Annotated in this window: 25 protein-coding genes; 10 read left to right on the forward strand and 15 right to left on the reverse strand. The window is 72.4% G+C overall.

Annotated elements, in window-relative coordinates; all coding sequences use genetic code 11:
• Window positions 1-67: 67 nt before the first annotated feature.
• Window positions 68-1,024, reverse strand: coding sequence for a sugar-binding transcriptional regulator (locus IE195_RS08490; RefSeq protein WP_191270452.1), 957 nt, complete (start codon window positions 1,022-1,024; stop codon window positions 68-70).
• 176 nt (window positions 1,025-1,200) lie between these two features.
• On the opposite strand from IE195_RS08490, the gene IE195_RS08495 reads away from it, so the two are divergent.
• From IE195_RS08495 to IE195_RS08515, 5 genes are all read left to right on the forward strand, one after another.
• Window positions 1,201-2,202 (forward strand): zinc-dependent alcohol dehydrogenase family protein, encoded by a 1,002-nt coding sequence (locus tag IE195_RS08495; protein ID WP_191269334.1) that lies wholly within the window; start codon window positions 1,201-1,203, stop codon window positions 2,200-2,202.
• Window positions 2,203-2,219: 17 nt separating this feature from the next.
• The gene (locus IE195_RS08500; protein WP_373295643.1) at window positions 2,220-3,599 is read left to right on the forward strand and encodes an ABC transporter substrate-binding protein; all 1,380 of its coding nucleotides are present in this window, start codon (window positions 2,220-2,222) and stop codon (window positions 3,597-3,599) included.
• Window positions 3,596-4,552 carry a carbohydrate ABC transporter permease gene (locus tag IE195_RS08505; protein ID WP_191269336.1) on the forward strand — a complete coding sequence of 319 codons (957 nt, stop codon included), beginning with the start codon at window positions 3,596-3,598 and terminating at the stop codon, window positions 4,550-4,552. Before IE195_RS08500 ends, IE195_RS08505 begins: the two co-directional genes overlap by 4 nt.
• Window positions 4,549-5,439 (forward strand): carbohydrate ABC transporter permease, encoded by an 891-nt coding sequence (locus IE195_RS08510; RefSeq protein ID WP_191269338.1) that lies wholly within the window; start codon window positions 4,549-4,551, stop codon window positions 5,437-5,439. Before IE195_RS08505 ends, IE195_RS08510 begins: the two co-directional genes overlap by 4 nt.
• A gap of 172 nt (window positions 5,440-5,611) precedes the next feature.
• A complete protein-coding gene (locus IE195_RS08515; RefSeq protein WP_191269340.1) occupies window positions 5,612-6,547 on the forward strand; it encodes an aldo/keto reductase in 936 nt (311 codons plus the stop codon).
• Window positions 6,548-6,645: 98 nt separating this feature from the next.
• Here the strand turns inward: IE195_RS08515 and IE195_RS08520 are convergent, their stop codons facing one another.
• The 3 genes from IE195_RS08520 to IE195_RS08530 are packed head-to-tail and all read right to left on the reverse strand — an operon-like array spanning window position 6,646 to window position 9,429.
• Window positions 6,646-7,377, reverse strand: coding sequence for a cupin domain-containing protein (locus IE195_RS08520; protein ID WP_191269342.1), 732 nt, complete (start codon window positions 7,375-7,377; stop codon window positions 6,646-6,648).
• The gene (locus tag IE195_RS08525) at window positions 7,374-8,279 is read right to left on the reverse strand and encodes a DUF6807 domain-containing protein (RefSeq protein WP_191269344.1); all 906 of its coding nucleotides are present in this window, start codon (window positions 8,277-8,279) and stop codon (window positions 7,374-7,376) included. The genes IE195_RS08520 and IE195_RS08525 overlap by 4 nt, the downstream gene beginning before the upstream one ends.
• Window positions 8,272-9,429: a Gfo/Idh/MocA family protein gene (locus tag IE195_RS08530; protein WP_191269346.1), complete on the reverse strand. Its 1,158-nt coding sequence runs from the start codon at window positions 9,427-9,429 to the stop codon at window positions 8,272-8,274. Before IE195_RS08530 ends, IE195_RS08525 begins: the two co-directional genes overlap by 8 nt.
• A gap of 113 nt (window positions 9,430-9,542) precedes the next feature.
• Here IE195_RS08530 and IE195_RS08535 point away from each other — a divergent pair, with 113 nt between their 5' ends.
• On the forward strand, window positions 9,543-10,568 hold the full coding sequence (locus tag IE195_RS08535; RefSeq protein WP_191269348.1) for a LacI family DNA-binding transcriptional regulator: 1,026 nt from the start codon (window positions 9,543-9,545) through the stop codon (window positions 10,566-10,568).
• Between the two features lie 104 nt (window positions 10,569-10,672).
• Here IE195_RS08535 and IE195_RS08540 read toward each other — a convergent pair whose 3' ends face one another.
• Genes IE195_RS08540 through IE195_RS08565 form a run of 6 tightly spaced genes read right to left on the reverse strand, consistent with a single transcriptional unit; the run spans window position 10,673 to window position 16,663 of the window.
• Window positions 10,673-11,608: a fumarylacetoacetate hydrolase family protein gene (locus IE195_RS08540; protein WP_191269350.1), complete on the reverse strand. Its 936-nt coding sequence runs from the start codon at window positions 11,606-11,608 to the stop codon at window positions 10,673-10,675.
• Window positions 11,609-11,624: 16 nt separating this feature from the next.
• Window positions 11,625-12,563 carry a VOC family protein gene (locus tag IE195_RS08545; protein WP_191269352.1) on the reverse strand — a complete coding sequence of 313 codons (939 nt, stop codon included), beginning with the start codon at window positions 12,561-12,563 and terminating at the stop codon, window positions 11,625-11,627.
• Window positions 12,560-13,573 carry an amidohydrolase family protein gene (locus tag IE195_RS08550; protein WP_191269354.1) on the reverse strand — a complete coding sequence of 338 codons (1,014 nt, stop codon included), beginning with the start codon at window positions 13,571-13,573 and terminating at the stop codon, window positions 12,560-12,562. Before IE195_RS08550 ends, IE195_RS08545 begins: the two co-directional genes overlap by 4 nt.
• Window positions 13,570-14,697: an FAD-dependent monooxygenase gene (locus IE195_RS08555; RefSeq protein ID WP_191269355.1), complete on the reverse strand. Its 1,128-nt coding sequence runs from the start codon at window positions 14,695-14,697 to the stop codon at window positions 13,570-13,572. Before IE195_RS08555 ends, IE195_RS08550 begins: the two co-directional genes overlap by 4 nt.
• Before the next feature lie 14 nt (window positions 14,698-14,711).
• Window positions 14,712-15,671: a cyclase family protein gene (locus IE195_RS08560; RefSeq protein WP_225942448.1), complete on the reverse strand. Its 960-nt coding sequence runs from the start codon at window positions 15,669-15,671 to the stop codon at window positions 14,712-14,714.
• Complete coding sequence (locus IE195_RS08565) at window positions 15,671-16,663, reverse strand: fumarylacetoacetate hydrolase family protein (RefSeq protein ID WP_191269359.1); 993 nt, start codon at window positions 16,661-16,663, stop codon at window positions 15,671-15,673. Before IE195_RS08565 ends, IE195_RS08560 begins: the two co-directional genes overlap by 1 nt.
• A 113-nt stretch (window positions 16,664-16,776) precedes the next feature.
• Between IE195_RS08565 and IE195_RS08570 the strand changes: the two genes are divergently transcribed.
• From IE195_RS08570 to IE195_RS08585, 4 genes are all read left to right on the forward strand, one after another.
• The gene (locus IE195_RS08570) at window positions 16,777-17,709 is read left to right on the forward strand and encodes a LysR family transcriptional regulator (RefSeq protein ID WP_191269361.1); all 933 of its coding nucleotides are present in this window, start codon (window positions 16,777-16,779) and stop codon (window positions 17,707-17,709) included.
• Window positions 17,710-17,829: 120 nt separating this feature from the next.
• A complete protein-coding gene (locus IE195_RS08575) occupies window positions 17,830-18,618 on the forward strand; it encodes an IclR family transcriptional regulator (protein ID WP_191269364.1) in 789 nt (262 codons plus the stop codon).
• A 149-nt stretch (window positions 18,619-18,767) separates the two neighbouring features.
• Window positions 18,768-19,757: a PDR/VanB family oxidoreductase gene (locus IE195_RS08580; RefSeq protein WP_225942447.1), complete on the forward strand. Its 990-nt coding sequence runs from the start codon at window positions 18,768-18,770 to the stop codon at window positions 19,755-19,757.
• Between the two features lie 24 nt (window positions 19,758-19,781).
• On the forward strand, window positions 19,782-20,987 hold the full coding sequence (locus IE195_RS08585) for a cytochrome P450 (RefSeq protein WP_191269366.1): 1,206 nt from the start codon (window positions 19,782-19,784) through the stop codon (window positions 20,985-20,987).
• A gap of 95 nt (window positions 20,988-21,082) precedes the next feature.
• Here the strand turns inward: IE195_RS08585 and IE195_RS08590 are convergent, their stop codons facing one another.
• The 5 genes from IE195_RS08590 to aztB all read right to left on the reverse strand — a co-directional run bounded on the left by IE195_RS08590 (window position 21,083) and on the right by aztB (window position 26,177).
• A complete protein-coding gene (locus IE195_RS08590) occupies window positions 21,083-21,634 on the reverse strand; it encodes a VanZ family protein (protein ID WP_191269369.1) in 552 nt (183 codons plus the stop codon).
• Window positions 21,635-21,898: 264 nt separating this feature from the next.
• A complete protein-coding gene (aztD, locus tag IE195_RS08595) occupies window positions 21,899-23,086 on the reverse strand; it encodes a zinc metallochaperone AztD (RefSeq protein WP_191269370.1) in 1,188 nt (395 codons plus the stop codon).
• Between the two features lie 84 nt (window positions 23,087-23,170).
• Window positions 23,171-24,112, reverse strand: a complete 942-nt coding sequence (gene aztC, locus IE195_RS08600) for a zinc ABC transporter substrate-binding protein AztC (protein ID WP_191269372.1) — start codon at window positions 24,110-24,112, stop codon at window positions 23,171-23,173.
• Window positions 24,109-25,299 carry an ABC transporter gene (locus tag IE195_RS08605; RefSeq protein ID WP_373295644.1) on the reverse strand — a complete coding sequence of 397 codons (1,191 nt, stop codon included), beginning with the start codon at window positions 25,297-25,299 and terminating at the stop codon, window positions 24,109-24,111. Before IE195_RS08605 ends, aztC begins: the two co-directional genes overlap by 4 nt.
• Window positions 25,296-26,177 carry a zinc ABC transporter permease AztB gene (aztB, locus tag IE195_RS08610; RefSeq protein WP_191269374.1) on the reverse strand — a complete coding sequence of 294 codons (882 nt, stop codon included), beginning with the start codon at window positions 26,175-26,177 and terminating at the stop codon, window positions 25,296-25,298. Before aztB ends, IE195_RS08605 begins: the two co-directional genes overlap by 4 nt.
• Window positions 26,178-26,246 lie beyond the last annotated feature (69 nt).

The following is a 26,246-nucleotide window of genomic DNA, read 5'->3' on the forward strand; positions in this document are numbered from 1 at the left end:
TATTGGAAAGTTACCTTACGTTTAGTTAAGCGGTCGGGCAAGGGGTGGAGCGTGATCTTCTTCGTGGTCACCGCAGATCCGGGGCTCCTGACTCGCCCTCCGTCCGGCGGTCCAGCAGGACCTCGGCCACCGCGCTGTCGGTCACCAGCGTCGACACCAGGCCGCTCCGGAGCGCCGCACCGATCGCCACGGCCTTGGCCTCGTCCCCGGCCCCGGCGACCGCCACCACCTCCGGGACCTCGCGCAGCCGCTCCGCGCTGATGCTGATCACCCGTTCGTCCAGGTCGCTGTGCACCTGCCGCCCCTGCGCGTCGAAGAGCTGGGCGGACAGTTCCGCGCACACGCCCATCCGGCTGTAGCGCTCCCGGTCCCGGGGGGACAGGGCCTGGTAGACGGTCGAGTTGCGCTCGTCCCAGCCGCCGATGGCCACCACCGCGGTCGTCAGCCGGTCGAAGAGCGCGAACGCCGCCGCGATGCCCGGATCGTCCCGCAGTGTCGCCGCGGTCGCGGCGTCCGGCAGGATGAGCGGCGCGTAGATCGGGTACGCCGGGCCGCCCGACAGGTCCGCCACCCGGCGCACCGTCTCCACCGACCCGCCCGCCTCGGTGTGCTCCGAGAGCACCCCGTTCAACTGGACCACCGTGCACCGGGGCAACTCGACCACCTCGGTGCCCATCGCCTGCAGGCTTCGGCTCCAGGCGAGCCCCAGCACCTCGTCCGGGCGCACGATCTCCGCCAGCAGCCGGGCCGTCACCGACCCCAGCGCCCGGCGCGTCTCCAGGGGGTCCTCCAGTGTGTCCACGACGATCGCCCTGCGCAGCCCGAAGGCCTCGCGCAGGCGCTCGGACAGTTCCCCGGCCAACCGCGCCAGAAGCCGGATGTCGATGCGCACGATCCCGCTGGCCCGGGCCGCGTCCAGGTCCCGGGCGATCTTGAACCTGCTCAGCCCGAACTCCTCGGCGATCTCCACCTTCGACCGCCCCTCCAGGTAGAACCTGCGGGCGATCGCGGCGAGCCGCACCATCTCCGCGGGACCGTTCGGGGCCGCTGTCTCACTACGCCGATCGCTCATATGGGCAGGAGTGTACTCGATTGTGCTCAGCCCATTGACACGGTGTTTCGGTTGGGTCTTCAATGAACCGACATATGTGACACAGGTCGCTCAAACGAGCACCTGAATCTTTCGGAAGGGTTCCAACCGTGCGCGCCGCCATCATCACCGAACCGGGCTCCCTCACCGTGGGCGACCGACCAGAGCCCGAACCCGCCCCGGACGGCGTCGTGGTCCGGGTCGGCGCCTGCGGGATCTGCGGAACCGACCTGCACATCGCCGACGGGGAGTTCCCGCCCAGCCCCTACCCGCTGGTGCCCGGCCACGAGTTCGCCGGAACGGTGACCGCCGTCGGCGACAGGGCCCCCGGCCAGCTGCGCCCGGGCGACCGGGTGGCCGTGGACCCCTCGCTGTTCTGCGGGCACTGCGGGTACTGCCGTGCCGGGCGCGGCAACCTGTGCGCCAACTGGGGGGCGATCGGCGACACCGTCGACGGGGCGTTCGCCGAGTACGTGGCGGTCCCCGCCGTCAACTGCCACCGCATCCCCGACTCGATGAGCATGCGCGAGGGCGCACTCGTGGAACCGCTCTCCTGCGCGGTCCACGGCGTCCGGCGCATCGGCGTCGAGGTCGGCGAACGCTTCCTGGTGGTGGGCGCGGGAACCATGGGCCTGCTCCTGCAGCAGCTGCTCCAGCGTTCCGGGGCGCGCGTCACCGTGGTCGACCGCAACACCCGCCGCCTGGCCCTGGCCGCCGACCTGGGCGCCGAGGCCACCTCGACCGACGCCGCCGAAGCCGGCGGCGAGGGCTTCGACGCCGCCGTGGACGTCACCGGCTCCCCCCAGGCCATCGAGGCCGCGTTCACCTCCCTGCGCAGGGGAGGGCGCCTGCTGGTCTTCGGTGTCGCCGACGAGGCCGCCCGGGTCTCGCTGTCGCCGTTCCGCATCTACAACGACGAGATCACCGTCGTGGGCTCCATGGCCGTGCTGAACAGCTACGGCGCGGCGGTCGACCTCCTCGCCTCCGGGGAGCTGCGGACGGCCCCGCTGCTCACCGACGCCCTGCCGCTGGAGAAGTTCCCCGAGGCGCTGGCCATGATGCGCTCGGGCGCCGGGGTGAAGATCCAGGTCGTCCCCGACACCTCCGCCTGAACAGGGAGTGCAGCACTGTGCGCACCACCGTCCCCCGAGTCACCGCCCCCCGCACCACCGCCGCCTCCGCACTGGCCCTCGCCGGGCTGCTGCTCACCGGCTGCGCCGGAGCGGGCGCCACCGGCTCCGACGACGAAACGGTCCGGCTGACCGTCGCCATCGTCTCCAACCCGCAGATGCAGGACGCCGTCTCCCTGCAGTCGCAGTTCCGCGCGGAGCACCCCGGCATCGAGGTCGACTTCGTGTCCCTGCCCGAGAACGAGGCCCGCGCCAAGATCACCACCTCCGTGGCGACCGGCGGGGGAGAGTTCGACGCGGTCATGATCAGTAACTACGAGACCCGCCAGTGGGCCGAGTACGGCTGGCTGGAGAACCTGCAACCCTTCATCGACGCCTCCGCGGACTACGACCACGAGGACTTCATCCCCTCCCTGCGGGAGGACCTGTCCCTGGAGGGCGACATGTACTCGGTTCCCTTCTACGGGGAGTCCTCCTTCCTCGCCTACCGCACGGACCTGTTCGAACAGGCCGGTGTCGAGATGCCCGCCGAACCCACCTGGGACGAGGTCGCCGAGCTCGCCGCCGAACTCGACGGGGTCGAACCCGGCGTCTCCGGGATCTGCCTGCGCGGCCTCGCTGGCTGGGGCGAGGTCCTCAGCCCGTTCAACAGCATCCTCAACACCTTCGGCGGGCGCTGGTACGACCAGGAGTGGAACGCCGAACTCGACTCACCCGAGTTCCGGCGCACGGCCGACTTCTACGTGGACCTGGTCCGCGAGCACGGCCAGCCGGGCGCCGCCAACAGCGGCTTCGGGGACTGCCTGAACCACTACGCCCAGGGGCGGGCCGCCATGTTCTACGACTCCACCTCCATGGTCAGCACCATCGAGGACGACAGCACCGCCACCGTGGCCGGGCTCAACGGCTACGCGCCGGCCCCGGTGGCCGAGAGCGACTACGGCGGCTGGCTCTACGCCTGGACCCTGGGGATCCCCGCCACCTCCGAGCACAAGGACGAGGCCTGGGCCTTCCTGGAGTGGATGACCGACCGGGACTACGTGCGCACGGTCGCCGAGGAGTACGGCTGGCAGCGGGTCCCGCCGGGCAACCGGCTCTCCACCTTCGAGGTCCCCGAGTACCAGGAGGCCGCGCAGGCCTACGCCGAACCCATGCTCCAGGGCATCGAGGGGGCCGACCCGCAGAACCCGGGCACGCGCCCGGTGCCCTACGAGGGCATCGGCTTCCTCGCCATCCCCGAGTTCCAGGACCTGGGCACCAGGGTCAGCCAGCAGCTCAGCGCGGCCGTGGCCGGACGGATCACCGTCGAGGAGGCGCTCGCGCAGAGCCAGGAGTACGCCGAGGTCGTCGGCGACACCTACAAGGAGGAAGGCCGATGAGTACGGCGACAGCACCGCCGCCCGAGGCGCCCGCGAAACCGGCGCGGTCCGCTCCGGCCAGGCGCGGCGGACGCGCCGCCGGATGGGCGCGCCGGGCACCACTGCTGCCCGCGCTGGTGTTCATGCTGGTCGTCACCCAGCTGCCGTTCCTGGCGACCGTCGTGTACTCGCTCCGGTCGTGGAACCTGCTGCGTCCCGACTCCCAGGCATGGGTCGGTCTGGCCAACTACGCGGCGGTCTTCACCGACCGCCAGTTCCTCGGCGCCGCGGCCAACACCGTGCTCATCACCGCGTCCTGCGTGGTGGCGGCGATGCTGCTCGGCCTCGGGCTGGCCCTGCTGCTGGACCGGGGGTTCTGGGGGCAGGGCGTGGTGCGCACGCTCGTCATCACCCCGTTCCTGGTACTGCCGGTGGCCACGGCGCTGCTGTGGAAGCACATCATGTTCGAGCCGGTCTTCGGCCTGGTCAACTTCGTGCTCTCGCCGCTGGGCGTGGACACCTTCGACTGGGTCTCGCAGATGCCGGTGGCGTCGGTGGTGGTCGCACTGGTGTGGCAGTGGACGCCGTTCATGATGCTGCTGGTGCTGGCGGGGCTGCAGAGCCAGAACACCGACGCGTTGGAGGCGGCCCAGGTCGACGGCGCGTCCAAGTGGCAGATCTTCCTCTGGATCACCCTGCCGCACCTGCGCCGCTACATCGAACTGGGGGTGCTGCTGGGGTCGGTGTACGTGGTCAACACCTTCGACACCATCTACATGATGACCCAGGGCGGCCCCGGCACCGCCAGCGCCAACCTGCCCTTCTACGTCTACCAGCGGACCTTCCTCGGGTTCGACATCGGCCAGTCGGCGGCGATGGGCGTCGTGGTGGTGGTCGGCACCATCATCGTGGCGATGCTGGCCCTGCGACTGATCTTCCGCACGTTCATGAACGCACAGGAGGCGCACTCGTGACCGCCCCAGCCCCCGAACACACGGCGGACACGGCTCCGGCCCCCGCCCGGGCGCCGCACCGTCGGCGCCGCTCCGCAGCCGGTGCGGGCGGTCCCGTCCTGACCGCCCTCACCTGGCTCATCGGCCTGCTGTTCGTCTCCCCGGTGCTGTGGCTGGTGCTGACGGCGTTCAAGGAGGAGAACCAGGCCGCGACCGACCCTCCGACGCTCTTCTTCCAACCCACCCTGGACCGGTTCGCCGCGGTGCTGGGGGCGGACTTCCTGCCGTACCTGGGCAACTCTGCGGTCGCCACCCTGGCGTCCACGCTGCTGGTGCTGCTGCTGGGCCTGCCCGCCGCCTACGCGCTGTCGGTGGCCCCGGTCAAACGTACCCAGGACGTGCTGTTCTTCTTCATCTCGACCAAGATGCTGCCGGTCGTGGCTGTCGTGGTGCCGATCTACGTCGCCGCCGCACACCTGTCGATGCTGGACAACGTGTGGACCCTGGTCGTGCTGTACACGGCGATGAACCTGCCCATCGCGGTGTGGATGCTGCGCTCGTTCTTCCTGGAGGTGCCCAAGGCGCTGGTGGAGGCCGCCCGGATGGAGGGCGCGGGACTGCCCCGGGTGCTGTGGTCGGTGATGGTGCCGATCATGGCGCCGGGCATCGCGGCCACCGCCCTGATCTGCATGATCTTCGCGTGGAACGAGTTCTTCTTTGCGGTGAACCTGACCGCGGCCCGGGCCGCCACGGTCCCGGTGTTCCTGACCGGGTTCATCACCAGTGAGGGACTGTTCGTGGCGCAGTTGTCGGCGGCCGTGGTCATGGCCTCGCTGCCCATCGTGGTGATCGGCTGGACGGCCCAGCGCCAGCTGGTGCGCGGGCTCTCCATGGGCGCCGTGAAGTAGGCGCGGCCCCGCCGCCGGGCCCGGTCCCCGCGACCGGGGGCGGGCCGGGAACGGAGCCCGGTGGTGGCCGCCGCGTCCGCGGCGGCCACCACCGGGTCCGCGGACCGGCGTCCGCCTGTTGGACTTGCCTCCGCCCGGCCTCTAACGTGAGCGCCCGACCGGAAGGAAGACCGTGAAGACCTTCACCCTGCCCGGGACGGACATCACCGCCCCCAACGTCGTGCTCGGCCTGATGCGCATCGCCGACAAGTCCGACGACCAGATCCGTGCCCTGGTACGCGCCGCCCGCGAGGCGGGCGTCGACTTCGTCGACCACGCCGACATCTACGGGCCGACGACGCACGCCTGCGAACGCCGCTTCGCCGAGGCGATGCGGCTGACCCCGGCCGAACGCGACGCCCTCACCATCCAGACCAAGGCGGGCATCGTCCCGGAGGGGCCCTACTTCGACCACTCCCACGAACACATCGTCGCCTCGGTCGAGGGCTCGCTGCGCGCCCTGGGCACCGACTACGTCGACCTCCTGCTGCTGCACCGGCCCGACGCGCTCGTCGAACCCGAGGAGGTCGCCCGAGCCTTCGACGACCTGGAGTCGGCCGGGAAGGTGCGCGCCTTCGGGGTCTCCAACCACACGCCCCGCCAGGTCGACCTGCTGCGCCGGTACGTGCGCCAACCGATCGTGGTGAACCAGCTCCAGCTCTCGCTCACCCACGCCCCGATCATCACGCAGGGGCTGGCCGCGAACATGGTCGGCGAACCGCAGTCGGCCACCCTGGACGGCGGCGGGGTGCTCGACCACGCCCGGTTGCACGACATCACCGTGCAGGCATGGTCGCCGTTCCAGGCGGGCTTCTTCAGCGGCGTGTTCCTGGACTCGCCCGAGTACGCCGAGCTCAACGCGGTCATCGACCGCCTCGCCGAGCGGTACGGGGTGCCGCCGACCGCCGTCGCCACCGCGTGGATCACCCGGCACCCCGCCCGGATGCAGGTCGTGCTCGGCACCACCACCCCGGAACGGGTGACCGGGGCGGCCCAGGGGTCGGAGCTCCCCCTGACCCGCCCCGAGTGGTACGAGCTGACCCGCGCCGCGGGCCACCGCGTCCCCTGAACCCGGTGGACCCGGCCCCGGGGCCCGAGCGCTCCGGGAGGGCCCGGAGCCGGGGACGGGGACGGCGCGGAGCCCGGGCGGCCGCGGCCGCCCGGGCCTCACCCGGGAGGGTCGCCCATCTGCCAGGTGCGCAGACGGCCGCACATGCCGAAACGGCGCGGGCCGGGGTGGGGCTCGGGGCGCGCCACCGCCGCCTCGCCCATGATCCCGGGCTCTCCCCGGGCCAGGTCGGTGAGCTGTTCCCGGGTGCGCTCGGTCTCCCGGGCCACACTCTCCTCCCAGATCCGCCGCCAACGGTCCACCTGCGGCCGGACCAGGGCCGCGGCCGAACGGTGGAACGCCTCCAGTGCGGCTGGCCCCTCGGAGCGCACCGCCGAGACGAGGTGGAGGTAGCCGCGCATCGCCAGGTCCCTGCGCGCCCGCGCCGCCTGCGCCAGGTGTTCCTCCGGCGCGTCCCGGGGGAGCCGGACCGCCTCGGCGTACCTGTCGGGGTCGGCCAGTACCTCCGCAGGGAAGGTCAGTACGGCGTCCCCCGCCTCGGGCAGCCCGGAGTTCTGCATCACCACCACGAGTTCCAGCCCGCCGGAGTTGACCAGCCGGTGCACCGTCCCCGGGCCGAACCACAGCAGGGAACCGGGGGAGAGGGCGTCCACGGCCTCCCCCTCGGGGGCGAGGGTGTGCACCTGCCCGGTCCCGGCGGTCACCACATAGGCCTCGGAGGAGGCGGTGTGCAGGTGGGGGGTGCCCCCGCACAGCCCGTCCTCGGCTTCCCAGTCGTACACCCGCAGCCTGCTGACGGCGGTGCTTCCGGGGAAACGCGGTGCTGTCACGGCGTGTGCTCCTTCGCGAGCGCGGCGGCCTCGTCGGGGGTGCAGATCCGGTCGACGAACACCAGCCGGTGGTTCAGGCCGAGGGTGTCGCCGGGGGCGAGGGTGATCTCCTCGGCGAAGGCGGGGGAGGGGCAGAACACGGGGAAGGGCTCGGAGCGCACGAACCACCGCACGGGGACGGCGCCGCTGCTGGTCCCGGCGTAGGCGATGACGGTCGCGCCGCCGTCGATCCCGTCGTGCTGCCCGCTGAAGGCGATCCAGTCGGCTTCGGTTCCCATGACGTCCGCCCCGGTCCGGCCGGTCGCGCTGGTCACCGCACCTCCGGTCCAGGAGCGCGGGCCGCGCCAGAAGAGCCCGGTGTACCCGGCGTTCGGCCGCCCGTGTGTGGTGGGGCTGCCCAGTTCCAGAGCCCGGCCCCGGCGGTTGGTGAGCGAGGTGGAGAAGTCCAGCGCCCACAGGCCCCGGCCGTGGTCCACCGAGTGGAAGCGGTGGCTCCGGGTCTCTTCGACCCACCGCTCCCCGACCGAGCTCACCCAGGTCAGCGATTCGGTGACCGTCACCTCCCCGCCCTGCCCGGTCAGGGTGTCGAACCCTTCGTGGCGCATGCTCCCGACGTTGTCGAGCCACTGGTAGTCCCGGCCGCGTACGAAGGTGGGGCCGCCCCAGAAGTTCTGCCCCGACACGTGGGACCAGGTCATCTGGAGTCCCTTGTGCCAGCGGTGGTCCCAGGGCCGGTAACCGGTCAGGGGGGCTCCGCTCAGGGTGCGCAGCGGGTGGAGGTAGGGCTTGGGGGCCTCGACGGCGGGAGCTTCGGGGCGGGTGACGTAACGGGCGATCCCGACGTCGCCCACCAGCACGGTGAGGGCGTCCTCGTCGCGGACGATCCGCGGGTGGTCAGACATGGGCGGTGGCCTCCGGGCGGGTCAGGGCTGCGGTGGCGGCGGTCGGATCCGCCCCGTACATCGCGTGGTAGAAGGGGTCGTCCGGGGTGAGCTCCGATCGCCGTACGGTGGTGCCGGTCAGCGCGGAGCGGTACATCCCGGCCACGAGCTCGAGTGCTCGGCGGCCGTCGTGGCCGCTGGCCGGCGGGCGCTGCCCGCGGTCCATGGCGTCCAGGAGCGCCGCCAGCTGCCGCCGGTGGGAACTCGGCCGGTCCGCCGGGGGCGGCCACGGCCCGGTGCCCGGGGAGGGTTCGCCGTCCGGGGCGGGCGTCCAGCGCCAGTGCGAGTTGTCGTGGCCGTACAGGTGCTCCAACTCGACGGTGGCGTGTTCGAAGTCGAAGCGCAGGTAGCTGGTCTCCCGGGGGGAGAGCAGGCTGTTGACCACCGACACGGTCGCCCCCGACTCCAGGCGCACGATCGCCATCGACACGTCCTCGGTCCGGGTGGCGCGCGCGGTGGTGCTCATGACGGCGGTCACCTCGGACCAGTCCCCGAGCAGGGAGAACATCAGGTCCATCTGGTGGATGCCGTGGCCCATGCTCGGGCCGCCGCCCTCGGTGTCCCAACGGCCGCGCCAGGGGGCCTCGAAGTAGGCCTCGTCCCGGTACCACAGGGTGTTGCACACACCCACGAGCGGACGCCCCAGCACCCCCCGTTCGACGAGGGAGCGCAGGTGTTCGGCGCCCGACCCGAAGCGCTGCTGGAACACGTAGGAGGCGAAGGGGCCCCGCTCGCCTTCGTGCGCGCGGACCTGGTCGTACTCCGCGAGGGAGAGGGCCGGGGGCTTCTCGCACCAGACCCAGGCGCCGGCGTCCAGGCTCGCGATCACCGTGTCCTTGTGCGCGGCCGGCGGTGTGCACACGACGACCAGGTCCGGGGACTCCGCGCAGAGCATGTCCGCGACGCCGGTGTAGCGGCCGGGCACGCCCCACTCGTCGGCGGTGGTTTCCAGCAGGGCGGCGTCCAGGTCGACCAGGGCGACCAGGCGGGCCCGGCCGTGCTGGTCGGCCAGGGCCGGCAGGTGGCTGCCGCGGCTGATGCCGCCGCAGCCGACCACCGCGACCCGTCGCGGCGGTGCGGGAGACGGGGGTGGTGCGGGGGGAGTGGCCATGGGGAGGCTCCTCGCTCGGAACAATAAAGTGAACGTTCACTTTTTCTGTGCCGTTACGGTAGTGACCATTCGCGAGCAGTGTCAACACTCCCCCAGGCGAGAAGGACGGGCCCATGACAGAGCCGAGCGCGGCGAGGCCGAGACCGACCATGGTGGACGTCGCACGCCAGGCCGGTGTCTCCCACCAGACCGTCTCGCGGTATCTGCGCTCGGGCGGGGCCGGTCTCAAGGAGGCGACCCGTGTCCGCGTCCAGGCGGCGATCACCGAACTCGGCTACCGCCCCAACCTGGTGGCCCGCTCCATGCGCACCCGCAGGACCGGTCGGCTGGCGATCCTGCTGCCGGGGGTGAACTTCCCCAGCCCCAACCGGGTGATCGCCGGTGCGGTGGAGAGCGCGCACGCCGAGGGCTATGTCGTGGAGGTGCTCAGCCTGGAGGGCGGCCCCGCGGCCCGTGCCGAACGGATGGCCGAACTCCGTGACTCCGGGCAGGTGGAGGGCATCCTGGCCCTGGCCCCGGTCGCGGCCGACAGCGGCAGCCGGACCGGCGGGGGACCGGCGGTGGTCGTGTCGGCCGACTACGACGACCGGATGCGGGGGCTCGGCGAGATCGCCGACGGTTCCGCCGTGCGCGAGCTCGTCGAGGGGCTGGCCGGGGCGGGCCACCGCAGGTTCCTGCACGTGTCGGGGCCCCGGGAGTTCGCCTCCGCCCGCGGTCGCAGGCGGTCCTACCTGCGGGCGGTGGAGGAGTTCGGGCTGCAGTCCCACGGGGTGGCCGAGGGCGACTGGTCGGCCGCCTCGGGAACGGAGGCCGTGCGCTCCCTCGCCCCGGACAGCGGTGTCACGGCGGTCGTCGCGGCCAACGACGTGGTGGCCGCCGGCGTGGTGCGCGGGGCGGCCGAACGCGGCTGGCGGGTGCCCGCGGACCTCAGTGTGACCGGCTGGGACAACGACCCGGTGGGCGCCTGTATGCCGCCCTCCCTCACCACGGTCGACGTTGACCTGGAGGCGCTGGGCGCCCGCGCGATGCGGCGCCTGGTCTGCGCCGTCCGGGGTACCGCCCCGCCGCCGGCCGACGGACCGTTCCACCGGGTGCTCTGGCGCGAGTCCACCGGGCCGGTGCCCTCGCGTTCCGACTGACCTCCCCGGCGGCACCCGCGCAGGTCCGCCGCCCGCCTTGTCCGCTCCGCCCCGGGCGGCCGGAAGCCGCCCGGGCACACGCCCCGTTCAGGGCCGACCGTGCTTCAGGGCCGCTCGCGCGGACGGCGGCGTGCTCCGCGTACGGTCGGCACCCGCCGTCCGGGCACGACCGTGTTGGACACGGTGCCGATGCCCTCCACGGTCAGCGTGACCGTGTCGCCCGGCGCCAGCGGGGGCGGGTCCTGGCGTCCGTTCCGCCCCCACAGCTCGGCCAGGCAGCCGCCGTTGCCGCAGGTGCCCGAACCGAGGACGTCGCCGGTGCGCACCCGGGTGCCCCGCGAGGCGTGGGCGAGCATCTCCTCGAAGGTCCAGCCCATGTTGGACAGCAGGTCGCTGCCGACCACCTCGCCGTTGACCTCGGCGGTCAGGGCCAGGCGCAGGAACCCGTCCGCGTCGCGGTAGGGCTCCAGCTCGTCCGCGGTGACCAGCCAGGGGCCCAGGGTGGCGGCCGCGTCCTTGCCCTTGCAGGGGCCGAGCCCCACCTGCATCTCCCGGGACTGCAGGTCGCGTGCCGACCAGTCGTTGAACACGGTGTAGCCGAAGATGTGCTCGCGGGCCCGCTCCGGGGTGAGGTCGCCCCCGGGCGGGCCGACCACGGCCGCCACCTCCAGTTCGTAGTCCAGCACCGAGGACCCCGGCGGGACCGGTACGTCCTCGTGCGCCCCCACCAGTGAGGCCGGGTTGGTGAAGTAGAAGGTGGGAGCGTCGTACCAGGCCTCCGGTACCCCCGCCTGCCCGCTCACACTGCGGCGCACGCCCTCGACGTGCTCCTCGAAGGTGACGAAGTCGCGCACCGACGGCGGCTCCAGCGGCGGGAGCAGCCGGACCGAGGACAGGGGCACCGGCGCCCCCGTCGCGGGGACGGGCGCGCCGCCGACGATGTCGAGCAGGCCGGTGCCCTCCGGGAAGGGCAGGACCTCCTCTCCCTCGACCGCGCCGCAGCGGCGCGCCCCCTCGTGCTCGTAGCTGGCCAGTCTCATGGGGCTCCGATCCGGGTTACAGGGGCGGGGCGATGAAGCAGCCGCGGTCGGGGTCGTTGAAGGACTCCTTGGCGACGAACTCGTCCATCGGGTTGGCGGTGCCCCACTGGTCGGTGACGTCGGGGTCGGAGAAGTCGTACATGTGCGGGTGCCAGGTGTCCTCGTCCAGGCGCTCCAGCTCGGTGGTGTACTCCAGGGTGTTGCCGTGCGGGTCCATGAAGTAGGAGAACGTGTTGTTGCCCGCCATGTGGCGCCCGGGCCCCCAGATCTTGCGGACGCCTCCGCGCAGCAGGCGCCCGGTGCCGCGCATGTACTCGTCGATGCCGCGCATCTCGAACGAGACGTGGTGCAGGGAGGTGTGCGGACCCTGCGCGATGGCGATGCTGTGGTGCGTGGAGTTGCACCGCATGAAGTGCATGACCCTGCCCATACGCGGGTGCATGAGGGTGTCGGAAAGTGCGAAGCCCAGGTGCCTCTCGTACCACAGGCGGGTGCGGTCCAGGTCCGGGGAGTTGAGCACCACGTGGGACAGGCGGACGGGGACGGACTCGGTCTCCTCCACCTTGCGGTGCTTGCGCACGGCCACGTCGGCGGAGACCTCGATGGTGCGCCCGTCCACGTCGAAGAAGCGGACGCCGTAGCCGCCGCCGGGGGTGTCCACGGGTCCGGGCTCGCTCACCATCCGCACACCCGCCTTGACCAGGCGTTCGGAGAGCGCGTCGACGTCGGCGGGCGAGGCGGCACCGAAGGACACCAGGTCGATGCGCTTCTCCTCCGCCCTGCGCAGCCGGACGACGTAGTTCTCGGGGGATCCCTCCGCGGCGAGGAAGGACAGGTCGGTGTCCTTCTCGGCCTCGGTCAGCTTCCACATGTCGGTGAAGAACTTCTGCTGCCTGTCGAAGTCGGGCACGGCGAGTGCGACGTGCCGCAGGTGGGTGATGAGCCGGTCGCTCATGTCTGCTCCTTGTCGGTGGGAGGGGTGGTCAGGTCGAACAGGGCGGCGGCGTTGCCGCCGCCGATCGCGGCGAGGGCGGCCGGGTCCAGCCCGGCTTCGCGCAGCGCCCCCAGGGGCGTGTCGGTGCCCATGTCGAAGGGGTGGTCCGAACCCAGGACGACGCGGTCGGCGCCCGCGGCCCCGACCAGGTGGCGCAGTACCGCCGGGTCGTGGACGAGGGAGTCGAACCACAGCTTCCGCAGGTAGGTGCTGGGCGGTTCCGCGCAGCCGCGGGCGTCGGGGCGCACCCGCCAGCCGTGGTCGGCGCGGCCCAGGTGGGTGGGCAGGTAGCCGCCGCCGTGGGCCGCCACGACCTTCAGGCCGGGGTGCCGGTCCAGCACGCCGGAGAAGATCAGGTGGGACAGGGCGACGGCGTTCTCGGTGGGCTGGCCGACGATGTTGGACAGGTACCAGCGGTCCAGGCGCTCGTCGAGCGTGCAGCCGAAGGGGTGCAGGAACAGCACGGCCCCGGTTTCGGCGGCCCGTGCCCACAGCGGTTCGTAGGCGGGGTCGGACAGTTCCCGGCCGGGGGCGTGGGAGGAGATCTCCACTCCCCTGAGGCCGAGGGACAGGGCGTGGTCGAGCAGTTCCACCGCCAGGTCCGGGTGCTGGAGCGGTACCAGGCCCAGGCCGGTCAGGCGCTCGGGTGCCCGGGCGCAGTGCTCGGCCACGCTCCGGTTGGCGAGCCGGTGCGCCCGTCCGGCCGTCCCGTGGTCCGCCCAGTAGTGGTAGTGGGACGGTGAGGGGCTGACGACCTGCACGTCCACCCCGGCTGCGTCCATGTCGGCCAGCCGGGCGCCGACCTCGGTGAGGCGGGGGAGGCGTTCCCCGATCATGGCGCCGCTGGTCCTGAGGGCCTCCGCGCCGTTGCGCCGGGCGTCCAGGGCCCTGTGTCCGGCGTGTCCGGGCCGGTCGGCGACCTCGGCCTCCACCTCGGGCAGCAGCAGGTGGGCGTGTACGTCGATGATCACGGCAGCTCCGAGACCAGCGCGGAGACCTTGCGCATCATGCCCGGGACGTCGGCGTCGCGTACCCCGTCGAGCTGCCACCGGGCCAGGGTCACCGACGACTCCACCACGGTGCGGGCGCGCTCGAAGCGCCTGTCCATGAAGGCGTCGAACAGGGACTGGTCGACGGTCTCGGCGGCCAGGACCAGTTCGGCCAGGACCAGGGCGTCCTCCAGCCCCTGCGCGGCGCCCTGGGCGAGAGTGGGCGGGCAGGCGTGCGCGGCGTCGCCGATGAGGACCACGCGGCCGCGGTTCCACGGGCGTTCCACCAGCAGGGACTCGAACCAGGTGTAGTTGACCCGGTCTGAGGAGACGATGTCGCTCCGGATCCGGTCCCAGACACCGCCGTAACCCTCGGACAGCGCGGCCATGTGCTCGGCCCGCTCGCGTTCGGTCAGGTCGGTGTGGGCCCGGGCCTCCTCCACCAGGTAGGCGTACATGGTGTCCGGCCCGGTGGGGCAGTAGCCCGCGATGAAGCAGGAGCCCCCGTAGACGAGATCGGTGCGTTCCACCTCGGCGGGTCGGCGGGTGTGGATACGCCAGATGCCCATGCCGTTGGGTTCGGGGCGGGTGTCGATCCCGATCATGCGGCGCACGGTCGAGCGGATCCCGTCCGCCCCCACGACCAGGTCGTAGCGCTCGGATCCGCCGTCGGACAGGTGGACCTCGACCCCGTCGGTCCCCTCGGTCAGGTCGCGCACGGTCAGCCCGTGGCGGATCCGGGCCCCGGCGGCCCGGGCCGCCCCGTCGAGGATCGCGGCCAGTTCGGGGCGGTTCATGCCCACGGTCGCGGGCAGGTCGGGGCCGCCGGTGCGCACGTCGGGGATCTCCGCGAGCAGGGAGCCGTCGGGGGCGCGCATGCCCAGGCTGTCGAAGGCGAAGCCCGCCTCGGCCACCTCCTCCCACACACCGAGCTCGCGCAGCACCCGCAGCGCGTTGCCCTGCACGGTGATGCCCGAACCGAGGGTGTCGGCGTCGGAACGGATCTCGGCGACGTCCACCCGCACGCCCTCGCGGGCGAGCAGGACGGCCAGTGCCAGGCCGGACGTGCCGGCTCCGATGACCAGGACGCTGGTGACGGCTTTCATGGGGGGCACCCTTACTACTTGACGGCGACGGGGTTGACTGGTGAGCCGACCGCTCCGGTGAACGGGATCGGCGCGGCGGTCAGGAAGAACTCGTGGACTCCGTCCGCGGCGCAGTGCGCCGCCAGGGCGTCCAGGTCCCACATCTCACCGATGAGCAGGCCGATGTGCGGGATGGCGACCTGGTGCAGGGGCTGGAAGGCGTCGTCGAACTCGTTCGGGCGCACCTCGAAACCCCAGGTGTCGGTGGCGATCGCCGCGATCTCGGTGGAGTGCAGCCATCCGGCGGCGGTGAAGGACAGCCCGGGCGCGGGTCCGCCGGCGTAGTCGCCCCAGCCCTGCCTGCGGGCGCGGGTGAGCTGGCCGGTCCGCACGCACACGATGTCGCCGCGGCCCACTGCCACGCCCTGGCCCCGGGCCGTGGCCTCCAGGTGTTCGGCGGTGACGGCGAAGCCGTCCGGCAGCTCCCCGTCCTCGCCCAGGGCCCGGCCCACGTCCAACAGCACGCCCCGCCCCGCCACGGGTGCGGCCAGGTGCTCGATCCCGGTGATCCGGTCGCCCGCGGAGGTGACCACCTCGGCCGCGTCCCGGCCGTTCCACGCCCTGCCGTGGTCGAAGATGTGGCCGAGTCCGTCCCACTGGGTGGAGCACTGCAGCGGCATGGACACGACGTCGTCGGCACCGCCGATGCCGTGCGGGAAGCCCTGGGTTCCCCGGGCGGCGTCCACACCGGTGTCGAGCATGGTGTGCACGGGGTTGGTCCGGCGCCGCCAGCCCTTCTGCGGGCCGTTCATGTCGAAGCTCTGGGACAGCGAGAAGCTCACGCCGAGGTTGACCAGCTCCGCGGCCGCGCGCCGCTCGTCCGGGGTGATGAAGTTGACGGTGCCCAGGACGTCGTCCGCTCCCCAGCGGCCCCAGTTGGAGTACGCGGCCGCGGCTTCGGCGACGGCCCCCTCGGGGTCGGTGCGGTCGAGCATCACGCCTCCTCCGCCACGCAGGTGTTGCGCTGGGTGCCCAGGCCGGTGATGGCGCCCTCCATGACGTCGCCGGCGCGCAGCAGCCGTCCCCAGTGCATGCCGTTCCCGGCGGGGCTGCCGGTCAGGACCAGGTCCCCGGGCAGTAGTTCGACGGTCTGGGAGATGTGGGAGACCAGGTGGGTGACGTCGAAGATCATGTCCTTGGTCGACTCGTCCTGCATCACCCGACCGTTGAGGCTCAGGGTGACCTGAAGGTCGCCGGGGTCGGTGACGAACTCGGCGGGGACCAGGTACGGGCCCAGGGGGGTGAAGGTGGGGGCGTTCTTGGCGCGCAGCCAGTCGGTGCCGATCTCGGGCATGTCCCGGCGGAAGACCAGTTCGCGTGCGGTGACGTCGTTGGCGATGGTGTAGGCGGCCACGTGTGCCCGGGCCTGCTCCGGTGAGACCCGGTAGGCGGGTTCGCCGATCACCGCGGCCAGCTCCAGTTCCCAGTCGGGCTTGGTGCACCAGGAGGGGATCACCACGTCGTCGTAGGGGCCGGTCACCGAGGAGGGCAGGCCGATGAACACGTACGGCTGGTCCTCGGCGGCCCGGCGGTCCATCATGGCCGCGACCTCGGCCCGCACCTGCTCGGCGGGGCGCCCGTCCTCGGGTTCGTGGGCGACGGCCAGGTCGATCACGTGGGTGCGGTAGTTGGCCCCCGACTGCAGGATCTGCCTGGGCTGGACGGGGGCGTGCACCCGCAGGTCCGCGAGCCGGTGCCGGGCGCCGGTGCCCTCCGCCGCGAGGTCGCGCAGTACGGGCAGGACCTCGTTCCAGCGCTCGAGCAGCTCACGTGTGTGCGGGTTCGCGCCCGGTGCGCTCCGCAGACCGGGCGCGGTCCGCAGGTCGAGGACGTCCTCCCCGGTGACCAGACCTGGAAAGGGAACGCCGCCGACGGGGGAGAAGGTCCCGAGGGCGAAGGCGGGTGCGGGTGACGGATCTGTTGCCACGGTGTTTCCTTCCGGTGTGATGCCACTAACATCGTTCACTCAGAAGGATTTGTGAAATAGATCTCTCATATGGATGGCATTCGTACGGTGGATAGCCCCGGAAGGGCGTAGGCGTGAACATCGCAAACCTGGACCTCAACCTGCTCGTCGTCCTGCGCGCCCTGCTGGAGGAACGCAACGTCACCAGGGCGGGGGAGCGCATCGGCCTGAGCCAGCCGGCGACCAGCGCCTCCCTGGCGCGGTTGCGCCGCCACTTCTCCGACGAACTCCTGGTACGCAGGGGCAACCGCTACGAGCTGACACCCCTGGGACACGCCCTGCGGGGACCCGCGGCCAACGCCTGCTCGGTCATGGAACGCCTCTTCAGCAGCCGCGCCCACTTCCACCCGGAGACCGAGCAGCGGGACTTCACCCTGCTGGCCTCGGACTACGCCATCACCGTCTTCGGAGCCGCACTCTCCCGCGCGCTGCACACCGAGGCGCCGGGCGTGCGGCTGCACTTCCGCCAGATGCCCCCGACGATCGTGGAGGCCACCGAGAGCGTGCTCGGCAGCGTGGACGGTGTCCTGATGCTGCACGGGGTGATCAGCGGATACCCCGCCGTGGAGCTGTACCGCGACGAATGGGTGTGCCTGGTCGACGCGGACAACGGCACCGTGGGCGAGGAGATCACCATGGAGGACCTGGCGCGGTTGCCGTGGGCCGTCTACCAGCGCCCCTACGACGTCCCGGTCGCCCACCAGCTGGGCATGCTGGGACTGGACCCGCGGGTGGAGGTCTCCGCGCACAGCTTCCGGATGCTTCCCGACCTGGTCCGCGGCACACACCGGGTGGCGCTGGTGCAACGGCGGCTGCTGGGAGCCCCGGCCGAGCACGCCGGGCTGCGCGCCCTGCCCTGCCCCTTCCCCGCGGCCCCGATCAGGGAGGCGCTGTGGTGGCATCCGGTGCACCGGTACGACGCCGCCCACACCTGGCTGCGCGAGACCGCGGCCAGGGTGGCGGCGGAACTGGACCCGGGAGCGGCACAGGCCGCGGAACGGGACTGAACGGGGCCGGCACCCCGATGCCGTCCGGGCGGCGGCCCGGCCCGCGCCGGGCCGCTCCACCCCATCGATGGGCGGGGCCGCGCATCGGCCCGTCCCGGAGCAGGAAGGGCAGGTAGGGACATGGCAGAGCCCTCCGGCGGAGAGTCCGTCATCACCCGGGCAGTCCGGATCCTCGACGCCTTCGGGCCGGAGACGACCGTCCTGAGCCTCAGCGAGGTCAGCCGCCGCGCCCGGCTCCCCCTCGCCACGACGGCCCGACTGGTCAAGGAGATGACGCGGCACGGGCTCCTCGACCGGGACGAGCACCGGCGGGTCCTGATCGGAACCCGCATGTGGGAGCTGGCCGAACGCGCCTCACCCGTCAAGGACCTCCGGGAGGCCGCCCTGCAGCACATGGGCGACCTGCACGCGGTGGTGGGCCACTCCACCCAGCTCGGGGTGCTGGAAGGGGAGGAGGTCCTGTTCGTCGAGCGCCTCACCGCCCCGGGGTCGGTCGTCAACGTCACGAAGATCGCGGGCCGCCTCCCGCTCAACGCCTCCTCGGCCGGTCTGGTCCTGCTGGCCCACGCCCCCGACGGCCTCCGGGAGCGCGTCCTCCGGGGTCCGCTGCGCTCGTACACCCCGCACACCCTCGACCGGGAGGCCGCGCTGCGCGCCGAACTCGCGGAGGTCCGGCGGCGCGGGTTCGCCTTCTGCCCGGGTCACATCCACCCCGAGGCGACGGGTGTCGCCGTGCCGGTGTACCGGGGCCGGCGGGTGGTCGCGGCCCTGGGACTGGTCGTGCCCAACGACGAGGAGGCCTGGGCGTTCAGCCGACCGCTCGTGCTCGCCGGACTTGCGCTGGGCCGGGCCCTGGAGCCGAACGGGGCGCGGACGGGGGAACGGGTCCTGCGCTCCGGACTCCGCTGAGGTGATTCCGGGGCCTCGCCAGGAACCCGCCTGCGGAGCCGGTGTGACCGGCGGCACCACAACCCTTCCACTGAGCGGAAACCCGCTGGTTTCGGCCGGGCGGCCCGTCCGATGCTCGACGGACACCCCCGCCGTCACGAGGAGTTTCCATGGTGATGAAGTCCTCCGCCGCGCCCGCCGCGAACAGCGGTACGGCCGCGGCGCTGTCGCTCAGAGTGGCACGCAGGGCCGAGGTGGCCGACGGCGTCGTCTCCCTGACGCTCACCCGCCCAGACGGGGGCCGGCTGCCCGACTGGACCCCGGGGGCCCACGTCGACCTGGTCCTGCCGGGCGGGTTCACCCGCCAGTACTCCCTGTGCGGTGACCGCTGGGACGCCCACAGCTACCGGGTGGCCGTACTGCGCGAACCCGGTGGGCGGGGCGGTTCCGCCTTCGTCCACGAGCACGTACGCGAGGGCGACCTGCTCGGGCTGGGCGGACCGCGCAACAACTTCGCCCTGGCCCCCGCCCGGGAGTACCACTTCGTGGCGGGCGGCATCGGCATCACACCGCTGATCCCGATGATCACCCAGGCCGAGCTGCTCGGTGTCCCCTGGCGCCTGCTCTACGGAGGCCGGACGCGTTCGTCGATGGCCTTCGCCGGGGAACTGGCCAGGGCCCACGGCGACCGTGTCCGGCTCCTCCCCGAGGACGAGTGCGGGCGCCCCGACCTCGCGGACTGGCTCCCCGGACCCGCCCCCGGAGCCAAGGTGTACGCCTGCGGCCCCGGCGGCCTGCTCGACGCGGTGCGCGGCGCCTGCGACCGCTGGCCTCCGGGGCAGGTGCGCACCGAGCGCTTCGTCGCCGCAGCGGCGGCGGACAGCACCGGCGGGCGCGAGTTCGAGGTGGAACTGCGCCGATCCGGCACCAGGCTCACCGTCGGCCGCGACCAGACCCTGCTCCAGGCGCTCGCGGGGGCGGGCACCCAGGTCCTGTCCTCCTGCCGGCAGGGCCTGTGCGGCACCTGCGAGACGACGGTGCTCGACGGCGTACCCGACCACCGGGACTCGATCCTCGACGAGACGGACCGGGCCGCCGGGGACTGCATGTTCGTCTGCGTCTCCCGCTCCCACTCCGAACGCCTCGTCCTGGACCTGTGACCCGCCTTTCCGAAGGAGCACACGATGACCGAGACCGACACCCCTCCCGTCACGGCGTCCCTGGACACCGACCCCTTCGCACCGGACGTCCTGGCCAACCCCCTCCCGCTACAGGCGCGGCTGCGCGACGCCGGGCCGGTGGTGTACCTGGAGTCCCACGGCGTCCACGCACTGGCCCGCTACGAACACGTTCACGCCGTCCTGTCCGACTGGCAGACCTTCCAGTCCGCCGCCGGTGTGGGGCTGGCCAACTTCCGCGAGGAGAAGCCGTGGCGCCCCCCGAGCCTGCTGCTGGAGGCCGACCCGCCCCTGCACGACGCGCCCCGCGCCGTCCTCTCCCGCGTCCTCGGCCCCCGGGCGCTGCGCGGGTTGCGCCAGGCCTGGGCGGAGGACGCCCGGGCCCTCGTGGACCAGGTCCTGCGCGACACGGAGTTCGACGCCGTCACCGCCCTCGCCCAGGCCTTCCCGCTACGGGTGTTCCCCGACGCCGTGGGTCTGGAGGAGGAGGGCAGACACCACCTGCTGCCCTACGGGGACCACGCCTTCAACGCCTTCGGGCCCCCGAACGCGCTGGTGGACAAGGGGGCCCCGCACATCGCCGGGCACGCGGAGTGGGTGAACGGCCAGTGCACCCGTGAACGCCTGGCCCCCGACGGGTTCGGCGCGGCGATCTGGGCGGCCGCCGACCGCGGCGACGTCACCGCCGAGCAGGCCCCGCTCATCGTCCGCTCCCTGCTCACCGCCGGGGTGGACACCACCGTGCACGCCCTCGGCGCCCTCCTGTACGCCTTCGCCACCCACCCCGAGCAGTGGCGGCGCCTGCGCGCCGACCCCGGCCTGGCACGGGTCGCCTTCGACGAGGCGGTGCGCTGGGAGTCGCCGGTGCAGACCTTCTTCCGCACCACCACCCGCGACGTCGAGATCGCCGGGACCACCGTCCCCGACGGCGGGAAGATCCTCACCTTCCTGGGGGCGGCCAACCGCGACCCGCGCCGCTGGGACGACCCCGACTCCTTCGACCTCACCCGCGACCCCTCCGCCCACGTGGGCTTCGGGATGGGGATCCACCAGTGCGTCGGGCAGCACGTGGCTCGGCTGGAGGCGGAGTCCCTGCTGACGGCCCTGGCCGAACGCGTCGAGGAGATCGAGTTGGCGGGCGCTCCCCGGCGCCACCTCAACAACACCCTGCGCGCCTGGGGTTCGATGCCGGTGCGTGTGCGCACGGTCTGACCGCCACCCGGCGGTCCCGGCGGCGGTGCCCGGAGGGGAAACCGGCGCTGTGCGGCCCGTTCTCGCCGCACGGCGCCGGGGAACGGCCCGGGCGGTCAGCGCCGGTGTTCGACGTGCTGGAGGGCGTGCGAGGAACCGGTCAGCCTCTGCGCGACCGCGTCCACGGCGAGGAAGGAACCGATCCCCAGCAGAATGCCCGTGCCGGCGGACAGGTAGTCAAGGGTGCTGGCCACCCGTCCCGTGCCCAGAAGAACCTGGGCGGTTTCGATGGCCAACGGGAACCCGAGTGCTGCCGCCGCAAGAATTCTGTAGTCCCTGGAGGCGGCTGCCACGGCAATTCCCAGGGGAACGAACAGAAGTCCGTAGAGCACGGACTGTTCTGCGGCGTTACTGAACGAAAGTGCCTTTTCGAGGTCGATTACCAGGCGTGGCGGGTAGGCGAGGATGTCGCCCCAACCAAGCCAGGGGCGGATCGCCGCGATCGTGTAGCAGGAAAGAAGGGTCCCGACCAGAACCACTGCGGCACGGCGGCTCAGGCCGCCCCGTGGGCGGAGGAGAATACTTGCCGACGCGGAAGCGATAACGCATGCCAGGAGGAAGAGGGGTGCGAAGACGAACGAGTCGGTGTTGTCGGCGAGCTCCGTCATGGTTCTCCTCTGCGTGACGACGTGATCGGGAATGTCGGCCCGGGGGCTGATGGTCTTCGCAGCGGCAGGCTAACTCACGGTCCTGCCGGAGAGGTTCTGACGGGTCAGGTGTTCTGCCGGGCCCGAGTTCGCGTAACGCGATCACCGGAGTCCACGGTTGCTGGCCGAGCACACGACCAGGTGAAGCCCGCCCCCGTGCCGGGGGAACGGCGAGGCCCGCGACCGGGAGGGTGTCCGGTCACGGGCCCGAGGCCGAACAACGGGCTAGTGGGCGACCCCGCTGAGCTCGTTGGGGGTCTCCTCCAGGGTCACCGAGCCGGTGACCTCACCGGAGGCCAGGTCCACGGCGTGCACCTGGTCGGTGGCCGTGTCGGTCACGTAGGCGGTGCCGCCGCGCACGAACAGGGCCGGGCGGGGCTGCTGCCACTCCAGGGGCTCCTCCCAGGACTCCATCAGCTCGATGCTCTCGGTGATCTCGCCCGCCTCGGGGTCGATCACGTGCAGGGCGCCGTCGGTGCCCAGCACCAGGGCCTCGCCGTCCGGCCCCCGGCCCAGGGAGCGGAACGTGTAGCTGGAGGGCAGGTCGACCAGGGACAGGGAGGCGTCGGTGGTGTCGACGAGGGCGATCCGCTCGGGACGCTCCAGTTCGGCGTCGGGGTCGGTCTTGTAGTCGCCGAGGACGATCGGGGAGCTGTCCGAACCAGCCTGGTTGCCGATCCGGCCGTAGTCGTCCTCGCTGTCCACCTTGGTGAACTCACCGTCCTGGTAGATCAGGACGCCGTCCTCACAGCCGATGACGACGGTCCCGCCCTCGGCCGTGCTCTCCCCGTGCACGCCGGGGCACTGCTCGTTGCGGGCGATCTCCTCCCGGTCCCCGTCCAGGACGAGGGCGCCCACGCGCTCCTCCTCGTCGCCGAGGGTGACGAGGAGTTCCCCGCCGGACAGTTCGACGGCCACACCGTGGTGGGCCTCCTCGGTGGTGTACACGTCGAGGTCCTCGGGGACGCCGTCGCCGAGCGCGCCGGTGTCGAAGGCGGTCACCTCGCCGGTGCCGTCGGCGAACAGCACGGTGCGGTCCGCGTGCCGGACGACGTGGCCGGGGGCCTCGGCGGCGAAGACGGTGTCGGTCAGCTCCGCGCCCGCCGCGTCCAGGACCTGGAAGCCCTCGGAGGTGGAGACGAGTACGTGCCGGTCGTCCCCGGCCGGGTTGATCCGGTTGAAGCCCTCCAGTTCGACGTCCTCGACCACCTCCAGGGTCTGGCCGTCCAGGATGTGGAGACCGCCGTCGTAGGTGGTGACGATCGGCTCGTTCACCGGGCCGGCGGTCTCCCCGGACTGCTCGGAGCCGGCTTCGGTGGCCGCGTCGTCCCCGCTGCCGCAGGCGGTCAGCAGCAGTCCCGCGGACAGCAGGACGGGCAGTGCCGCCTGACGGGGGTGGAGTCGTGTTCGCATGGTTCTCTTTCGGTTCTGGTGCGGGGTGGTCTGCCGCGGCGGTGGGGGTTTCCGCGGCCCGGGGGCCGGGGCCGGAGCCCCGGATCAGTCGCCGCCGAGTCCGGCGGCGATGGCTTCGGTGTTGGCGCGCATCATCTCCAGGTAGGTGGCGGCGCCCCCGCCCTCCCGGCTCAGGGACTCGGAGAAGAGCGGGACGACCTCGATCTCCACGCCCGCCTCCTCGGCCATGACGGTGACCAGCCGGTCGGGTTGGGAGGAGTCCGCGAAGACCGTGGAGACCCCGGCCTCCGCGACGGCGTCGGACAGGTCCTTCAGGTCGGAGGTGCTGGGGGAGGCCAGAGTGGTCCCGCTGGGGATGACGGCCCCGATCACCTCGAAGCCGTAGCGGTCGGCGAGGTAGCCGAAGACGTGGTGGTTGGTCACCAGCCTGCGGTTCTCCTCGGGCAGGGCCCCGAACTCCCCGGCCATCCAGGCGTCGAGTTCGGCCACCCGGACCGCGTAGGCCTCGGCGTTGGCGCGCACCGCCTCGGCGTCCACCCCCTCGACCTCCTCGACCACGTGTTCGGTGATCAGGTCGACGGCGGTGAGCACGCGTTCGGGATCGGTCCAGAAGTGTGGGTCCGGCTCGCCCTCGCTCTCGTCGGAGGCGTACGGGAGCGGGTCGACGTTCGCGCCGACCTCCAGGGCGGGCACCCCCGCCTCCTCGGCGGCGGCGACGTTGCGCGCGATCCCCTCCTCCAGGCCCAGGCCGTTGTGCACGACCAGGTCGGCGTTCTCCAGGGTCGCGGCCTCCCGCGCGGAGATCCCGAACGAGTGCGGGTCCGCGTCGGGTTTCATCAGGACGGTGACCGCGGCCTCCCCGCCGACGACCTCCCGGGTGATGTCGCCGAGGATGTTGGTGGTCACCACGATCCCCTCGCCGCCGGTGCCGGGGGCGCAGGCGGTCAGGGCGGCGAGGAGGCCGACGGCCGTGGCCGCGGCGCGGGCGCGGGCGGCCGGGGTGTGTCGCTGCAGCACGCCGGTCACCGTCCCGTCTCGACCATCAGGTGCGGCGCGATGCCCACCTCGAAGGTGCGGGCCGCCCGGAGGTCGTCGTTGTAGTCGATCTCGTGGACCAGCCCGGCTCCGGCGTCGTTGACGTAGGCGCGGGAGGTGTCCGCCTGGAGCGCGGGCGGCCGGTCGGGGTCGACCGAGTCCAGCAGCGGGGTGGCGGCCCTCTCCTGACCGGTCCCGGGGTCGAGGGAGTGCAGGGTGCCGTCGCCGTCCAGGGCGAGCACGGGTGCTCCTTCGCCGACGGCGGTCACCGCCACGGCGCCGGTGTGGTCGAGTTCGCGCCACTCGGCCGCCGCCAGGTCCAGGACCCACAGGTCGCCTTCGGTGGACAGCGAGGCCAGGACGGCCGACCCGGGCCGGTGCTGGAAGGACTCGGTCCGGCCGGTCCCCGGGTGGGGGAGGATCCCGGCGTCCAGCGAACCGTCCTCCTCGGTGACGTGCAGGGTGCCCTCCTCGCACCCCACGACCAGGCCGCGACGGGTGACGGCGGCCCCGCGCGGGGCGGTGCAGGTCTCGTCGAGGGTCTCGTTCCGCTCTCCGTCCCGGTCCACGGCACCGACCGCGCCGTCGGAGGCGTCGATGAGGAGCAGGCGTCCCGCGTAGGGCAGGGCGGTGGCCGCGTCCTCGGGGAGCGGGTCGGCGGCGGTGACCGTCCCCTCCTCCAGCTCCGCGCGGTCCAGGACCAGGGAGGCGCCCCCGGTGCCGGTGACCGAGGTCAGGGCGGTGTCGGTGACCACGTCGGAGGCGGTGGCGCCGTCCAGGGCGCCGACGTGTCCGGGGCCGGTCCGGTAGTAGTGGTCGTGGTCGCCGTGGTCCACGGTCCACACACCGCTGTCGAACACTTCAGTGGTCCCATCACCGGATGAATGAAGGTAAGCGAAACGGCCGTCGCCGGTGATGCCGTCCGCCCCCTCGGCCCGGCCCAGTTCGGTGACCTCCTCGGTCAGCAGATCCAGCAGGCGTACCTCCCCGCTGGCGGTGTCGGCCAGGACCAGGCGGGACTGGGGCTCGGCGGTCTCCTCGGCCCCCTCGACGTAGCCGTGCGGCGTCTCCTCGGACTCGGGCCCGCCCTCCTGTGGTGCGGGGCCGGAGCAACCGGCCAGGAGCAGGGCGCACAGCCCGGCGGCCCCCGCGGTCATGGTGGTCTTCTCGGGTCTCAAGGGGACACCGGCCTCTCTGGGTGATGGTGGTGGGAGGGGGTGTGCGGACGTTTTCGGTGTGCGGTCCGCGTGCGCAGGGCGGAGGCCGCCACCGAGACGAAGAACAGGGCCACGGCCGTCGCGGCGATGCTGGCTCCGGCCGCCGTCTCCCAGTGCCAGGAGGCCAGCAGCCCCACGAAGGTGGCGACCGACCCCAGCAGCGCCGCCAGGCACATGATCATCGGCACGCTCCGCGCCCACAGGACGGCGGCCGCCGGGGGTGCGATCAGCAGTCCGAACACCAGCAGGGTGCCGACGACGTGGAAGGAGGCGACCACCGCGAGGGTGACCAGGCCCAGTAGGGCGGCGTGCGCGGCGCGCGGTGCCAGGCCCAGGGTGTGGGCCTTGCGCGGGTCGAAGGCCAGGGCCATGAAGGCGCGGTGGCCCAGAGCCGCCACCGCCAGTGCCACCGCGAGGCAGAGCCCCAGGTGGAGCAGGTCGCGTTCGCGCACGGCGAGGACGTCGCCGAAGAGGAACGCGGTCAGGTCCACGGCGAACGTGGAGGAGTGGGAGACGACGATCACGCCGACGGCGAGCATCCCCACGAACAGCAGCCCGATGCTCGTGTCCCGGGACAGGCGGGGTGAGCGGCTCAGCAGGGTCACGCCCGCGGCCATGGCCCCGGCCGCCAGGGCGGCGCCGAGGAAGAGGCTCTGGCCGAGCAGGGCGGCCAGGGCCACCCCGGGGAGCATGCCGTGCGACATCGCGTCCCCGAGGAACGCCATCCCGCGCAGGACCACCCAGGTCCCCGCGATCGCGCAGATCAGGGAGACGAGGATGCCTCCCCACAGCGCGCGCTGGACGAAGGTGACCCCGAACGGGTCGATCAGTGCTTCCATGGTGCGACACTCTACAACGATAACCATTATCATTTGCACATTGGGTCGGAGGCGGACGAGTGCGGAGGG

Source organism: Nocardiopsis terrae, from assembly GCF_014651695.1.
GTDB lineage: Bacteria > Actinomycetota > Actinomycetes > Streptosporangiales > Streptosporangiaceae > Nocardiopsis > Nocardiopsis terrae.

Bases quoted from the DNA above. Each gene is read 5' to 3' on its own strand.
- IE195_RS08490 (WP_191270452.1), bottom strand. From the start codon at position 1,024: ATGGTGCGGCTCGCCGCGATCGCCCGCAGGTTCTACCTGGAGGGGCGG.
- IE195_RS08505 (WP_191269336.1), top strand. From the start codon at position 3,596: ATGAGTACGGCGACAGCACCGCCGCCCGAGGCGCCCGCGAAACCGGCG.
- IE195_RS08525 (WP_191269344.1), bottom strand. From the start codon at position 8,279: ATGTCTGACCACCCGCGGATCGTCCGCGACGAGGACGCCCTCACCGTG.
- IE195_RS08530 (WP_191269346.1), bottom strand. From the start codon at position 9,429: ATGGCCACTCCCCCCGCACCACCCCCGTCTCCCGCACCGCCGCGACGG.
- IE195_RS08535 (WP_191269348.1), top strand. From the start codon at position 9,543: ATGACAGAGCCGAGCGCGGCGAGGCCGAGACCGACCATGGTGGACGTC.
- IE195_RS08540 (WP_191269350.1), bottom strand. From the start codon at position 11,608: ATGAGACTGGCCAGCTACGAGCACGAGGGGGCGCGCCGCTGCGGCGCG.
- IE195_RS08545 (WP_191269352.1), bottom strand. From the start codon at position 12,563: ATGAGCGACCGGCTCATCACCCACCTGCGGCACGTCGCACTCGCCGTG.
- IE195_RS08555 (WP_191269355.1), bottom strand. From the start codon at position 14,697: ATGAAAGCCGTCACCAGCGTCCTGGTCATCGGAGCCGGCACGTCCGGC.
- IE195_RS08560 (WP_225942448.1), bottom strand. From the start codon at position 15,671: ATGCTCGACCGCACCGACCCCGAGGGGGCCGTCGCCGAAGCCGCGGCC.
- IE195_RS08575 (WP_191269364.1), top strand. From the start codon at position 17,830: ATGGCAGAGCCCTCCGGCGGAGAGTCCGTCATCACCCGGGCAGTCCGG.
- IE195_RS08580 (WP_225942447.1), top strand. From the start codon at position 18,768: ATGGTGATGAAGTCCTCCGCCGCGCCCGCCGCGAACAGCGGTACGGCC.
- IE195_RS08585 (WP_191269366.1), top strand. From the start codon at position 19,782: ATGACCGAGACCGACACCCCTCCCGTCACGGCGTCCCTGGACACCGAC.
- IE195_RS08590 (WP_191269369.1), bottom strand. From the start codon at position 21,634: ATGACGGAGCTCGCCGACAACACCGACTCGTTCGTCTTCGCACCCCTC.
- aztD (WP_191269370.1), bottom strand. From the start codon at position 23,086: ATGCGAACACGACTCCACCCCCGTCAGGCGGCACTGCCCGTCCTGCTG.
- aztB (WP_191269374.1), bottom strand. From the start codon at position 26,177: ATGGAAGCACTGATCGACCCGTTCGGGGTCACCTTCGTCCAGCGCGCG.